The 13214-nt window shown below is 70.1% G+C and carries 15 protein-coding genes and 1 pseudogene; 1 reads left to right on the plus strand and 15 read right to left on the minus strand.

Going from position 1 to position 13214, the window contains the following annotated elements; all coding sequences use genetic code 11:
• Positions 1 to 1407, minus strand: coding sequence for a type VII secretion protein EccB (eccB, locus tag ACWEVR_RS28325; RefSeq protein WP_452469411.1), 1407 nt, complete (start codon positions 1405 to 1407; stop codon positions 1 to 3).
• Between the two features lie 81 nt (positions 1408 to 1488).
• On the opposite strand from eccB, the gene eccE reads away from it, so the two are divergent.
• The gene (gene eccE / locus ACWEVR_RS28330; RefSeq protein WP_452469412.1) at positions 1489 to 3210 is read left to right on the plus strand and encodes a type VII secretion protein EccE; all 1722 of its coding nucleotides are present in this window, start codon (positions 1489 to 1491) and stop codon (positions 3208 to 3210) included.
• 60 nt (positions 3211 to 3270) lie between these two features.
• Here eccE and ACWEVR_RS28335 read toward each other — a convergent pair whose 3' ends face one another.
• The 14 genes and pseudogenes from ACWEVR_RS28335 to ACWEVR_RS28400 all read right to left on the minus strand — a co-directional run.
• A complete protein-coding gene (locus ACWEVR_RS28335; RefSeq protein WP_452469413.1) occupies positions 3271 to 3564 on the minus strand; it encodes a WXG100 family type VII secretion target in 294 nt (97 codons plus the stop codon).
• A gap of 48 nt (positions 3565 to 3612) precedes the next feature.
• On the minus strand, positions 3613 to 3924 hold the full coding sequence (locus ACWEVR_RS28340) for a WXG100 family type VII secretion target (protein ID WP_452469414.1): 312 nt from the start codon (positions 3922 to 3924) through the stop codon (positions 3613 to 3615).
• A 73-nt stretch (positions 3925 to 3997) separates the two neighbouring features.
• Positions 3998 to 4777 (minus strand): ESX secretion-associated protein EspG, encoded by a 780-nt coding sequence (locus ACWEVR_RS28345; protein WP_452469415.1) that lies wholly within the window; start codon positions 4775 to 4777, stop codon positions 3998 to 4000.
• Positions 4774 to 5778 (minus strand): PPE domain-containing protein, encoded by a 1005-nt coding sequence (locus ACWEVR_RS28350; protein WP_452469416.1) that lies wholly within the window; start codon positions 5776 to 5778, stop codon positions 4774 to 4776. The genes ACWEVR_RS28345 and ACWEVR_RS28350 overlap by 4 nt, the downstream gene beginning before the upstream one ends.
• A gap of 4 nt (positions 5779 to 5782) precedes the next feature.
• Entirely contained in the window at positions 5783 to 6088 is a 306-nt protein-coding gene (locus ACWEVR_RS28355) for a PE domain-containing protein (protein WP_452469417.1), read from the minus strand.
• 14 nt (positions 6089 to 6102) lie between these two features.
• A complete protein-coding gene (locus tag ACWEVR_RS28360; RefSeq protein ID WP_452469418.1) occupies positions 6103 to 7434 on the minus strand; it encodes a hypothetical protein in 1332 nt (443 codons plus the stop codon).
• A 2-nt stretch (positions 7435 to 7436) separates the two neighbouring features.
• Positions 7437 to 7748: a type VII secretion target gene (locus ACWEVR_RS28365; RefSeq protein WP_452469419.1), complete on the minus strand. Its 312-nt coding sequence runs from the start codon at positions 7746 to 7748 to the stop codon at positions 7437 to 7439.
• Between the two features lie 95 nt (positions 7749 to 7843).
• Positions 7844 to 8167: a YbaB/EbfC family nucleoid-associated protein gene (locus ACWEVR_RS28370; protein WP_452469420.1), complete on the minus strand. Its 324-nt coding sequence runs from the start codon at positions 8165 to 8167 to the stop codon at positions 7844 to 7846.
• Positions 8164 to 8616 (minus strand): hypothetical protein, encoded by a 453-nt coding sequence (locus ACWEVR_RS28375; RefSeq protein ID WP_452469421.1) that lies wholly within the window; start codon positions 8614 to 8616, stop codon positions 8164 to 8166. Before ACWEVR_RS28375 ends, ACWEVR_RS28370 begins: the two co-directional genes overlap by 4 nt.
• Positions 8609 to 9388, minus strand: coding sequence for an ESX secretion-associated protein EspG (locus ACWEVR_RS28380; RefSeq protein WP_452469422.1), 780 nt, complete (start codon positions 9386 to 9388; stop codon positions 8609 to 8611). The genes ACWEVR_RS28375 and ACWEVR_RS28380 overlap by 8 nt, the downstream gene beginning before the upstream one ends.
• Complete coding sequence (locus ACWEVR_RS28385; RefSeq protein ID WP_452469423.1) at positions 9385 to 11022, minus strand: WXG100 family type VII secretion target; 1638 nt, start codon at positions 11020 to 11022, stop codon at positions 9385 to 9387. The genes ACWEVR_RS28380 and ACWEVR_RS28385 overlap by 4 nt, the downstream gene beginning before the upstream one ends.
• A 12-nt stretch (positions 11023 to 11034) precedes the next feature.
• Complete coding sequence (locus tag ACWEVR_RS28390; RefSeq protein ID WP_452469424.1) at positions 11035 to 11784, minus strand: YbaB/EbfC family nucleoid-associated protein; 750 nt, start codon at positions 11782 to 11784, stop codon at positions 11035 to 11037.
• Between the two features lie 2 nt (positions 11785 to 11786).
• Entirely contained in the window at positions 11787 to 12611 is an 825-nt protein-coding gene (locus tag ACWEVR_RS28395; protein WP_452469425.1) for an ESX secretion-associated protein EspG, read from the minus strand.
• Positions 12612 to 13214, minus strand: a pseudogene (locus ACWEVR_RS28400) (hypothetical protein); the annotation flags it as partial. It lies immediately after the preceding gene.

Raw genomic sequence — 13214 nt, forward strand, 5'->3', positions numbered from 1 at the left:
CTAAGCCGGACCGGCGCCGACGATGTCGCGGGCGATCAGCGCCGACTGCCGGTCGAGCATCGGCCCGGCCGGGAGCTGGTTGACGATCTGCCACGGGGCCGCCTTCGGGCTGCCGAGCCCGAGCAGCGTCGCGGTCGCGGCGTCGGGAATCCCGAACCGGACACCGGTGTCGGTGACATAGAAGAGCCCGTCGCGCCGGTTGCTGCCCGGCTCGATTCCGGTGACCTGCAGGTACTCCCCGGAAGCAGGCGGCACGGCGACAGCGTCGGCATTCGTGCTCGCCACCAGCGCCATCGGGGCCGCGCGACCGGTGAGCGGCAGCGTCTCCCCCAGCAGCAAGCCGAGGCCGGCCTCGTGTTCGGCATCGGCCTTGGTCCACGACACGCACGCGATCGGGTCGGTATCGGCGCTGATCACCGTCAAGTCGGTGGACGGAAAGTGCTGCACCGGAAGGGAATCGACTACCGGGATGCCACGGATCGCGTCCGGCGCGAGCTTGGGGATGGTGGTCAACCCGTACGAATCGGCGCTGCGCAGCGCGTGCGCGGTGAATTCCGAGACGCGTTGCACTCCGTCGGCGAGCACCACGTAATCGGATTGCGTGTGCACGTCCTGCACCCGGATCACCGACCCCACCGGAAATTCGTGGCCGCGCAGCCGACTCGGGGTCCCAGCCTCCGGGATGGGCGGCACGCGCAGCTCGGGCACCGGTACGGTCGCGTTGAGCAGGCCGGCGCCGATCGGACGCGCACGCAGGCCGCGCAGCTGCGGCAGGGTGGATATGATCGCCTCGTCGGCCATCTCGACGCGGGTGTGCTTGCCGTCGTAGATCAGGTAGGTGATGTTCTCGTGCACCCCGAGCAGCGCCTCCCCGGCCGCCGCGCGCCGCGTCCGGGGCCCGAGCTCGAGCGACCCGACCAGAACGGTGGCGCGCATCCCGGCGCTCGCCTCCTCGCACAGCGTCCACGCCGAGCCGAGTTTGTCGACCGGGCCGGGCAGGGCGGCGGGCGCACCGGGGATACCGAGCAGCGGGCCGCGCGGCATGGCGGCCAACTTCGCGTCCTTGACGGAGGTCGGTGCCGCGCCGTCACCGGCGATCAATCGCGCCGATGCCAGATTCAGCACCGGATGCAGCGTGCCGTTGACCACCGCGTACAACGCGCCGCTCTCGGACCCCATCACGATCTTCGCGTCACCCACCTGCCCCTGCGGGCGCAGGAACGACAGGATCGCCGCGCCGGCGGTGACCAGGACGGCGAGCACGATCCCGGTCATCAGGGAACGAAATTGAATACGCATGGGGTCGTGCAACATGCGAATATCGCGGCGCACCATGGCGTGGGCATACCGTTGCAGGAGAAACCGATAGCCATTCACCTGTGCACGGGTGGTCAATGGGGCGGGCACCGAAACTCCTCACGCGATATTTGCCGATATGTGCGACGCTAACGCACACAGCATGGTTCGCGCCCGATGGAGACAGTGAATATGAACAGCACCCAAATTCCAGAAAGTGCCGAAAGCCCGACAAATACTCATCGGTCGGCGCGTGGTCGGCACCGCACGATATTCGACTACGCGCCGTTGTACACGGTCTTGCCGTGCACCGGGGCGGGTGCCGCCGCCGCGACCTCGGTGATCGCCGGGGGCGGCCCGATCGGGTACGCGCTCGGCGCGGGCGTGGCGGTCGCGGCCGGGGGTGCGGTTCGGGTGAACGAATCGAACCTGTGGCGAACACTCGGTGCGCGCGGCGGGCTGTGGTTGCGCAATCGAGGCGATCGTGCCGCGGCGCTTGCCGAACTCTTCGACACGCCCATCTCCGGCGCGTCACCCACACCCTGCGGAATGCGCTGGGATGGTCGACACCTCACCACCATGCTGGCCATGGACCGCACGGCGGTGCGGCCGACGCTGCTGCGGGTGGACGGCGTCGCCGACGGACCGGCCGTCGCGTTGTCCGAGGTCGCGGCGTGCCTGCGGCACTTCGACATCCGGCTCGCGGCGATCGATGTGGTGACCTTCGCCACCCGCGCGCCGGGCCCGCCGCGCGTGGTCGACCTGTATCGCCGGCTGCTCGGTAGCCTCCCCCACCCTGTCGACCGCCCGGTGTGGCTCGTCCTGCGCTTCGACCCGCTGATGAACACTGCCGCGATCGACATCCGGGGCGGCGGCGAGACCGGTATCGCGCGCGCCGCGCTCATCGCCACCCGCCGGGTTGCCTCGGTGCTGACCACCCGCGACGTGCGCGTGCGCATTCTGACCGCGCGCGAACGCGCTGCCGTCGACGCGACCCTGCTGCACGACACCGAGCCATCGGCCTGGACCGAGCACTGGACATGCATGCGCAACAACGGTATTCACCTGACCGCGACGGCACTCCCGGCGACCGGACTCACCCCGGCGGCGCTGACCACGGCGTCCACCTTGGCCGCCACTGCCGTCACCACCCGGTTGCGATTGACCCCCGCGCCGAGCAGGTCCGCGCTCGACACGCCATCGACCGACGTCGCGCTCACCGCGCTCATCCGCCACGACTCCACCGGCGTCGACACCGCCGACCTCGCCGACCTCGGCGTTCGACCCGTGCCGGGGCGGCAGCGCCGACTGCTGTTCGACGCGGGCTCACTCGGCCCCGAGCACGAACTCATCGGTCCAGCAACGGCATTGGCCGAGTTCACCGTCACGGTCGGCGGCGGCGGGCAGGTCGTCGGCGCGACCGAGGAGGGGGCAGCGGTCGTCGTGCCGCTGTTCGGCCCCACCGTGCGGCGGGTGGAGATCGCCGGCTCGCTGCGGCTGGCGCAGTTGCTCGTCCTGCGCGCGGTCGCCGATGGCGCGGCCGTGCTCATCCATACCGTGCGGCCGGAAGCATGGGCACACCTGGTCGACAGCGTCGACATGCCCGCGGTGCTGGCACTGTCATCGGGCGGGGTGGCGAATGCGGCGGTGGCCTCGATGGTGATCTACGACGGGGTGACCTCCGCCGGTCAGGTCTCGGAGGCGACGGTGGTCTATCTGCGCGAGCACGCCGAGGCGGCGGTGCGCGACGCCGATGTGGCAATCAGTGAGTCCGCGACCCGCGAGGGTGCGCTGACCGTGCGGACCAGGGGCGGCGGCGAACTGGTCGTGCGGCTGGTCTCCATCCCGGCCGAATCCGAGTACCTTGCCCCGCCGCCCGCGCCGGGGCCGGCCGAAGAACCGCAGCAGGACTAGACGCCGCGAGGCCCGGCGACCGATGGATAGTCGCCGGGCCAGCGGTTTTTCGGGAGTGGCTCAGAACTGGAAGTCGTCGTAGATCGACCCGTCGGTCGCCTTGGCGTGCCGCAGCGCTTCCTCGATGGCGGCGATGCCCTTGTCGAGGGTGACCAGCAGATCGCCCATATTGGTCATCAGCGTCTTGTGCTTGCCGTCGAACGCGGTCGACGCCTCGCTCTGCCACGCGTTGCCGAGCAGATTCTTGGCGGCGGTGTCGGCGTTGTCCTTCTCGGCCTGGATGTCGGTGCGGTACTTGCGCAGGTCGGTGCAGAGCTGCTCGACCTGGGCGACGTTGTACAACATGACGGTCATGGTGGTGCTCCGTTCACGGGTGGTGTGTTCGCGGGGTGGGTGCGGGTGTCAGAGGTAGTTGGTGTTGAGGGTGGTGAAGCCCTCCATGCTCTGACCTTCGGCGGTGGACACCTTCTTCTCACCGGCTTCCAAGGTGGCCGAGACCTGGCCGAGGTCGACATTGACCTGACGGATCTTGGGCAGCAGTTCGTTGGCGAAACGTCCGAACGCGTCCGACGCGGTGCCCGACCAACCATTCTTGCGATTCTCCACCAAGACCTGGAGACTATCGACGGACTTGTCGATGGGTGGAATGGTCGCCGCGTATTCGTTCGCGTGCTTCTTGAACGCCGCGAAATCGAGTTCCATATTTCCGGCCACGATATTTCCTCTCAACGAAGGTGCTGGAATTGCCGAAATCGCGATATACGAAGTCGGACGATGTAGGGGGCCGTTATGGCATCCAACGGCCCTGTGGCAATGCCTCGATCTGCCCGGCGATGGCTTGGGCGAAGCGACGGTCGCTGCCGGGACCGAGAGTGGTCCAGGCACGGCCGTCGCCTGCGCGCATGCCGCTGCCGATGATGCGGCCGACCGGGGTGTCGTAGACGGCTGCGGCGACCGGCGAGCGCGTCGCGACGCCGTCTGTGTTCGCATAGCAGACCAGTTCGCCGATCGCGGTCTGTTCCCTGATGGCCATGCCGAGGGTGACCGCGTCGGCGTGAGCGAGCCCGCACCGATAGACCGCGTTCACCGCGTCGTCCTGATCGAGGTGGCGCAGGAGTTGTTCGGTCGGGGCCCGCAGCGTGGGAATATCGGCGGGCTGGGCTCGGCCGAGCGCTGGCAGCAGCGGACGAGCGAGCGCGTCGGGGTCCTCGTCGCCCCAGCACGGCTCGACCAGGACCGAGTCGCCGGTGCGGATCGCGATCGCGTGGGCGCCGCCGCGCCGCACCAGGCAGGCCCGGGTCAGCTCGCCGTATCGCCTGACCCGCAGCACGAGTTCCCGATCCGGTCTGGCCAGGGTGTGCAGCGCGGCGGCCACCTCGTCGTCACACACATCGCCGTGCCGATCGAGCACGCCACGCGCGGTCAGTTCGGCGACAGCGGTGTCGCGCAGCGTGAGAGCGGCGGCGGCCCGCGGCTCGGTCGGCCCGACGGCGAGCACGGCCGGCAGGGTCTGGACGCCGAGCGTGTCGGCGACCGCACGCAGTTGCGCCATGCTCAACGTGGTCATGCCTGCGCCGCCTGTGTCTCGACCCGGCGCGCGGTGGCGCCCAATACCGCTGGGGCGGTGGCGAATCCGGCATCGACGGGGATCGTCGCCGGATCGAGGGCGCCGTCCTCGACCGCCGCCGCACGCGCGGTCGGCTGGGGCGCGACGGGTGCCGGCGCGGTCGGCGCGATGGGCGGGACCGTCGACGGCGCGTGCGTTGTCGTCACCGTGGTGGTGTTCGGTGCGGGCGCGCCGAGCACCCCCGGTTGCGGCAGCGCGGTGAGCAGCAGTGATTCCCCGGTCACCGGCATGGTCGGCGGGGGCAGGTGCGCGTGCGTTGCGAAGTCCACCGAGAGCGCCGGTGGCGCCACCCCCTCGGTCGGCACGGGTGCCGTCGACGTCGGCGCGGCGGGTCGGTCGGGCTCTAGCCGCGCCTTCGCTTGCTCGGCGAGCAGATTCGCACCCGCCGAGACCGCGGGTGCCGGGCCGAGCGACCACGGTGTCGCCGCTTCCGTTCCTTCGGCCTCGTAGGTCCGCATCACTTGCGCCGCCTGGGCCCGCAACCCGTCGAGCTGATGCTCGGCGAGGTCGAACAAGCCGGCCAGTGGTGGCCCGAGCGGTCCGGGGGCGAGCATGGACTCGGCCGCCCGCACCGCCGTGGTCACCTCGGCCACCGGCGGCATGGCGAGCTTGGCCAGTTCGTAGGCGGCCGCTTGCCGGGCCGCCACGTTCGCGTTGTCGGTCGCGGCGGCGGTGATCTCGTCGAGCCAGTCCGAGAGCCCGGCCAGCTGTGCCAGCCCGTCCGCGCTCGACTCCGAACCCCACGCGTTCGCGACCAGCGCGAGCAGTACGCGGAACTCGGTGTTGGCCGAGGCGAGCGCGGCGGCCAGTTCGGTGTAGGCGATGGCGGCGCCCGACATGGGCGCGCCGCCGGGGCCGGTCGTCAGCTCGTGCGCGAGCCGCTCGGCCGGCAGTGCCTCCCAAATCGTTCCGGTGAACCCGGCCTGCGGTGGCTCGGTCATGGCATTACCCGAGAGGAGTGAACAGGGCGACGGTGTCATCTTCGGTGGCGACGGCCAGGTCGGCGTGCGCGCGCAGGTTCGCGGCGATCTTGCGCAGCTCGGTGACTCCGCTGCCATAGGAATCGGCGAACGAATCACTCACGGTGGTGAGCGTGGCCGCGGTGTGCCCGGAGACCGGGTCGAGTGCGGCGGCGACCGGGCTCAGGCTGTCGCGGCGCTGCTGCAGCTGGGCGGCGAGGCTGTCGGCCAGGGTGTCGATTCGTCCGGCCGCTTGCCGGGCGATCTCTCCGTCATAGGCGATCTTGCTCAACGTAACTCCTTGTGTCACAAAGTGAATGGGTCGGCATCGCGCTCGGGTGGGAGCGCCCCGATCACGGGTGTCGCGGTGCTGTCGGTCGGCGCGCCGAGCAGTTCGTCACCATGGTCGAGTTCGGGCGACGCGGTCACCGCCGCGGGTTCGACATGGCTGCGTGCGGTGATCGGGCTGCCCGGCAGGTAGGGCGGCAGCACCTCGCCGACCAGGCGGGACGGCCCGGCGAGCGGGCTCGGCGTGGTGGAGGTCGCCGTGGCGGCGATGGTCTCGGCCTGCCACGCGCCGAGCGGCGCCGGGGTCACCGGATGCCCGGCGGCGATCGATGCGCCCGGCACGGGTGTGGGCGCTGTCGGTCGCACTGTTGTCGAGTTCTGGTTGCCCTGGCCTTGCTGGTTCACCGGGTTCACCTGGCCGACAATCTGCGTACCGACTGTCTGCGCGGTCGAAAGCAATGGCTGCACCAGCGAAACCAGCTGGGTCAGGAGCTGACTGGTATTTGCGCCACCGCTGGTCGCGCTCGCGGTCGCCGCCCGCGCGGGTGCCCCGTCGACCGTCGCGGTCGACGGTGCCGTCGTGGGCGACGTCGCCGTTGTCGTCGCGAGGGTCTTCGGCGCGCTGACAAGGTCGACCCCCTTCGGCAGGCGGGGTTTGCGCACCGGAACCGGTTGGCCTGCCTCGGTCATCTCACCGGAACGCGCGATCAACTGCGCCTTCGTGCGCGCGGTGATCACCGTCGCCTGTGCGCTCGCCTCGAGCACCGAGGCCAGCAGCGCGGCCTGACCCGGCGGGGTGACGAGCGTCGGCCCGAGCGCGGCGGTCGTGATGGCGAATCGGGTTGCCACAGCGGCCATCTCGAAGTACCCGGTGGCCACCGAGCCGGCCGCACCCGCGGTGACGCCGTTCATTTTGGTGCTCTGCCCCGCCAGGGCTGTGGAGCTACCCATCGTCTGCACCGCGCTCGAGGTCGCCGACTCGGCACCCGCGCTCTGCATCGACTGCAGCAGTTGGATCCCGGCGGTGGCCAGCTGCATCGCGGTGCCGAGGGACTGGGTAATGGTCTGCAACACCGTCGTCGGGTCCAGCGCGCCGCCCACGCCCAGGTCCCCGTTGCCGAAGCCGCTGAACAGCGTGGTCACCGGCGCGAGTAGGGCGACCGGATCGAGCGTGGGCAGCACCGGCAGTCCCGGCAGGGGCGGTAGGGGTGGCAGTTGCGGCAGCGCGGGCAATCCGAGCGTGGCCCAGATCTGATCGGGACTCTGCGAGAGCAGGGGCGCGACCGGGGTCCGCTCGAGCGCCGCCACGACCGGCGGCGGGAGCTGCGCGGCAACCGATTCGGCGGACATGGCTAGACCTGTGCCGCGCCGAATGCCTCGGCGCTTTCGTTCTCGCTGCGCTCATAAGCATCGGCGGCGTTGCGGGCAAGCAGCGCGGTTCCCGCGTAGTTCTGCACCAGATCACCGAGCGAGGCGAGGTGGTTGGCTTGCGCGACGGCGAAGCTCAGCAGGAACTCCTGGCCGATCAGCCCGAAGGTCGGTACCACCGCGGCCATCACGGCGGCCTGGTCGACGGCACCGGCCACAGCGACGGCCGCCGCCATCGTCTCGGTGATGTCGGCGTAGTCACGGAATGTCTGGGGTTGCACATTGAGTACGTTCATCGCACCCTCCTTTGGCCTGCTTCGGCGGACGAACCGGTTCGGCTCGTACCCGGAAAACTAAATGGCGACAAGACATTCGGGACGGCGACCGCGGGTCACCGAGCCGAGTGTTCACCTTCGGGTCGGTTGTTAACCTGAGCGTTGAACTCGGTGACGAGCGCGGCCCGCGCGGCCATGGCGCGAGTAGCAGCCCCGCCGGCGGCGGCGACGACGGCCGCACCGAACGCGGCCGGGGTCATGTTGGTCACAGCCGAGCCGAGCACGAGCTCGACGAGCCGCCCTGTTCCGTCTGCGACGGCGCTGATCGCCCCGTCCTCGGTGTGGTATTCGGCGCGAATCTCGTTGATCGCGGTGTCGAGTAGCCGCATACGCTCCCACTGCCGCGTCGCTGCGGCCTCCAGCTCGGCGAACGTGGTCACCACTGATCTCCTTCCTGGTCGAGCCAACTGCGTGGCTCGTACTCGTGCTCGGCCTCGTCGGCGATCTCGGCCGCGGCGACATCCGCCCCGGTCGGCAAGCCGAGCAGTGCCAGCGTGTCGTCGGCCAGGCCGAGGGCACCGAGATACTCCCGGCGCGCAAGTCCGGCCCGCGCCGCCGCCAGCCCACACAGCCGCAGGATCCGCGCGGCCAATTCGGCAGGCGCCCCACGTAGTTCGTCGGCGGTGACGCGGATCGCGGTGGGCAGGCCGGCATCGGTGGCGGTGACGACGAGGCCGCCGCCGCGTGTGGCCGCCTCCCCGAGGGTGTAGGCCTGGAAGGGATCGGCGGGCCGGTCGGTGTGCTCCGGTGCGGGATCAGGGTGGTCGAGGGCTGTGAGCGCGGCGAGCGGTGCGGTGGCCGGGTACCAATCGGTGTCGGGGTCAGGCACGGCGTTCGTCCTCCAAGGTCTGGTCGACAGTGGCGATATCGGCAGCGACGAGCGCCGCGAGGCGGGTGCGATCGGCGGCACTGGCCACGGGTGGGGAGCTGCCGCTCACCACGTAGCGGCCGTCCCCCACCACATCTCGCCAACCGATGCGATACGGGACGATGCCGCGCGGACCGAACAGCGAACTGCCCAAGCGCGTTTCGACCTCGCCGAGCGCTTGCGCGGGACGCCGCAACCAGTCGCGACTGCGCCGTTCGGCATCGGCCGCGTCGGCGCGCACCCGCGAACGACCGAAATGATGGTCGGTTTCGGCCTCCGTCGGCGCGGTCACCAGCGCGATATCGCGTTCGCGACCCGGCGCGATGTCGGGCAGCGCCCCGACCACCGCCCCGGCCAACCGCCGCGCGTCACCGGTGACTATCTCGAAACCCGCGCTGTGCCAGGCACTCTCGCCCGGAAGCTGGCGGATGATGGTGGCCGTGCCACCTTGTCGACCGGCCAGCAACCGCACGGGGGTCGCCGGATCGGCGCCGGGCCGAGGGTCGACCGCCAGCGCTGAGACCAGGACATCGGCCGACGCGACGCGGTCGAGCGCCGCGAGCAGCGCCCCGTCGGTGCCCACCTCCGCCCGCGCCTCGGCCCGCAACCGCAGCCACTGCGCCGCGTCATCGCCGCGCGTGAGCGCGAACAGCGGCGCGGGCAGGCGGTCGCGGAACCGCCGCTCCCACAGGTCTAACAACGCGACATCGCTCAATCGCCAGGTGTGACTCACCGGTCGAGCACCGGTTTGATGCCACGCCCTGGCTCGCCGAGCGCCTCGTCGAGATGCTCACCCGAGGTGAGATATTCCTGCCGCTGCCGCTCGCGCTCGGAATCGGTCGGCCGTGCTGGGACGCCGCCGTAGGGCATGCCCGACGGCATCCCGCCGACGGGTCCGGCGCGCCCGACGAATTTCGCCTCGGGCACCGTGGTCGCGCGCGGGAACAGCTTGGGGTCGTGGTTGACAGACAGAGTGGTCACCGGCGGCCTGCCGCCGACCCCGCCGCCCCCGCCCCGACCGGTCACGGAGGTCGCGCTCCCCGGCGCCGGCGTCGTGGCGAGAACTCCCGGCGTGTGCTCCGAAGTCGTTGGATCGGAGTCGAACTCGGCGAGATCGAGCAGGCTCTCGTCGAACTGGTCGAGCAGGGACTTGTTCTGCCAGTTCGATTCATCGGTCGGGTCGTCGATGGTCGGGTCGTCGTCGTTCGGCAGCTGTCCGCCGGGCAGTCCATCGCCACTTCCACCGTCGCCACCGCCACCGCCACCGCCACGGCCGCCGTCCTCGTCACCGCCGCCGGGCGCGCCGCCGCCATCGAGGTTCTCGTTCCCGTCGGGATTCACCGTCTTCACCTGCGGAGTCGACCCGGTCGGCAGCCGACCATCCCCGGTCTCACCGGCGGCCACGCCGGGCGTGGTCACCGGGTCGGGGGTCGGCAAGGTGACGATGCGCGTCGTCGTGGTGCTGTAGGGATTGGAATAGTAGGTCTGAAAATGCGCCTGATAGGTGCGCAGGTCGGCGTCATTGCGCTGCTGCTGTTCGACGGTGGTCGGTGGCGGCGGTTCCGGCGTCGGTGGCATCGAGTGCTCCTTGGTCTGCTGCACCCAACCTGCGACGTAGAGCAAAGTGTCGGAGATGTGGTTCATGTCCGTCGTCAATTGACCGGACGCCTCGACATAGGAACTGGTCGCCCCGCGCGCCGCGGTGGCCGCGAGCCCCTGCCACTGGTCCTCGGTGCCCAGGATCGCGGTCCGCAGCTCGGTGAACGCGGTGTCGAGCGTGCTCGACAGGTACCGCCACACTCCGGCCGCGTCGGCGACTGCCTGCGGCTGAATGGAATTCCCGATGATCCACAACTGCTGCCAACTCACTTGGGAACCCAGTTCCGGGGTGATCGCGTACTCGTCGAACACGGTCTGGTTCGATACCCGGGTCACCGACTTCGGGATGGCGATCGTCTTCGGGCCGCCGGCGAGCGTGGACGGCGGCGGCGCGAGGTTGACGTCGTCGAAGACGGCCCCCGATTCGTTCTCGGTCTCCGCGAACCGCTTGCCCGCCGCCACGAACGTCTTGCCCATGTCGACCAGGATCTGGTGGTGCCGGTCGATCCGGTCCTTGAGTTGGGTGCCGAACTTCAGATTGAAAACCGTCCACAGCAATCGGCCGGAGACCGACTCGGCGATGGTCGGGCTCGCCGCGCCGACATTGGTCACGATGTAGTTCTGCACGGCCGTGATCACGCCGAGCGTGTCCTGGACATGCTTGGCGCATGTGAGTGCGATGCCGTCGTCGAGGAGCAGGATGCCGTCGTCGACCGCGCCGGTCAGCCCGGCCCACTGCGTCGGACTCGGTGTGATGGGATCAGCCACTGTCCGCTCCGCTCAACGTAGTTGGTCTCGAAGGCGGTCGATGCCGGTGAGCATCGCCGCCGGTCCGGGAATGCGCGGTCGATCAGCGGGCAGGTGCTGGTCGTACAGCTCGGTCACGCGGCAGGCGACCGTGCTCACCGCGGCCCGCGACGCCGCGACGATGGCCGTGGCGATATCGGGATAGTCCAGGTCGGCGATCGCACCGGAGAATCGCACGTCGATCAGCACCCCGTCGGCGTTCACCGCGACACCGACCCGCTTGCCCCCGGCGGTCGCGGTCGCGTACAACTCTGCGCGGCGCACCGCGAGCTCCTCCGGGCTCGACCCGAGCACCGTCGACGGCTCGCGCTCGGCCGGCGCGCTCAACAACGCGGCGGGCGGGGCGAGTTCGACGGTGTCGTCCGCGCTCACCCAGTCCGTCAGATCGGCGAGGGTGGGCAGGCGGGCGAATGCCGCGCGTTGCGGGGCCAGGGCCGCTTCGGCCAGCGCGCGGGCCGACACGGCGGCGCGTTGCGCGGCCGTCACCACCCCGCGCGCGATCCGCGAGTAGCCGAGATCGTCGTCGATGTCCTCGTCGAACTCCACCGCGACGACCGCGCCGGACACATCGACAGTGACCGTGATCTGCTCGTGTTCGGCGGTACCGGTCGCGGTGATGGCGTTGTGCCTGCGCGTCGTCTCGGCGAAGCCCGCGACCAGTTCGCGGACCTGGTCGAGTACCTGCGCGACCTCGACGCGGAGCCGGTCGTTCGTCTCGGCCACCGCTACCGCCCGCTGTCGAAGACGCTGTCGCGCGTCACGCCATGGCGGGTCTCGTCCGCGCCGACCAGCAGGAGTTCGGCGCAGTGCGCCTCGACGCGCGCGCGCAGGCCGTCGGCGTCGGCCGCGACTGCCGCCCCGGGGTCATCGGCGTCGATGAGGTAGCAACCGTCGCCGGGGTGGTCCTCCCACGCCACCCATTTCGTCACCTGACCGCGCGGCCCGAAGGTCGAGTGCCCGTGCGTGAGCACGATCCGTCCGATCATCGACTTCGGCGCGGACTGCCACCGCCGCAACTGGACCTCGGCGGAGGGCTCGTCCTCGTCGTAGAGCGCGCTGCGCCCGTGCCAGTGGTCGACGCCCGGATCGGCGGCCGCGCTGCGCAATTCGATCCGGGGCAGGCTGCCCTTCGCCATCGGTGGCAGTTTCGTCACGAGCAGCTCGCTCAACTCCGACGCGGCGCATTCGGTGATCTCCACCTCGTCGTGGCTTTCGATGGTGGTCGAGCTGAACCCCTGCATGAGGATCGCGCGCGCGCCGAAACGACGAGCGCTCAATACTATTCGGCCGTCGATCGTGCGAGCCTTAGCGCGGTCGTCGACGTGCGCTGACATTCTGACCTGGGCGCGCAGCCCCTGCACGAGCAGATCAGCCAGGTCGGGGTCCCAGGTGGCCTGGAGCTCGCCCCAGGTGCGGGCCTTGGCGAACTGGAAGTTGTAATAGCCGCGCGTGTCGGTGAGGTAGATGAACGGCCAGTTGTTCACGCGGTCGAGCAGACGCTCGCGCAGCACCAGGTATTCCAAGCCGCTCAGTCGCCATGTGCGGTGCATCTAGTGGCCTTCCGTCTGAGTGCCCGGCGTCGTCGGTGGTAGGCCGGGCACCTGGGTGGTGGATCGGGTCGCGGTAAAGTCCTCGATGACCGAGGACGGGTTGCCGCCCGCCCGACCGGGCAGGTCGAGGCGCAGCTCGGGACCGTTGGGGAACAACGAGAGCGAGAGTGCGCTCGGCTCGGTCGCGCCGGGCGGGAGGATCTCCGGGACGAGTTCCTCGCGCAGCTCATCGAGCTCGGAGCCGATGTGCTCGCCTGCCGCGTCGATGGCCTCCTTGACGGTCATCGCGCCGGTCTCGACGGCCTTGGCCAGCGCTTGCAAGCCGGGACCGAGTTGGGCCGCGAGTTGATTGCCCAATTGCACGAGCGTGCTGATGCCGGAAGAAATCAGTTGCAGCGCTTCGGAGAACATGCTCATCAGGTCGGAACTCGACAGCCCACCGCTGGCCCCGCCCGTGCCGTTGCCCACCCCGATCGGCGTGTTCGGGCCGTGCGCACCGGTGGGTCCTTGTCCGGCGGGGCTGCCGGTTGGTTGGCCGGTGGTGTTGGTGCCGGTGGGTCCGCCGGTGGTGGGTGGTGGGGTGCCGCCGGAGCCTTTGCCGCC

Source organism: Nocardia sp. NPDC003979 (assembly GCF_053605015.1).

Bases quoted from the DNA above. Each gene is read 5' to 3' on its own strand.
- eccE (WP_452469412.1), top strand. From the start codon at position 1,489: ATGAACAGCACCCAAATTCCAGAAAGTGCCGAAAGCCCGACAAATACT.
- ACWEVR_RS28335 (WP_452469413.1), bottom strand. From the start codon at position 3,564: ATGACCGTCATGTTGTACAACGTCGCCCAGGTCGAGCAGCTCTGCACC.
- ACWEVR_RS28345 (WP_452469415.1), bottom strand. From the start codon at position 4,777: ATGACCACGTTGAGCATGGCGCAACTGCGTGCGGTCGCCGACACGCTC.
- ACWEVR_RS28350 (WP_452469416.1), bottom strand. From the start codon at position 5,778: ATGACCGAGCCACCGCAGGCCGGGTTCACCGGAACGATTTGGGAGGCA.
- ACWEVR_RS28360 (WP_452469418.1), bottom strand. From the start codon at position 7,434: ATGTCCGCCGAATCGGTTGCCGCGCAGCTCCCGCCGCCGGTCGTGGCG.
- ACWEVR_RS28365 (WP_452469419.1), bottom strand. From the start codon at position 7,748: ATGAACGTACTCAATGTGCAACCCCAGACATTCCGTGACTACGCCGAC.
- ACWEVR_RS28395 (WP_452469425.1), bottom strand. From the start codon at position 12,611: ATGCACCGCACATGGCGACTGAGCGGCTTGGAATACCTGGTGCTGCGC.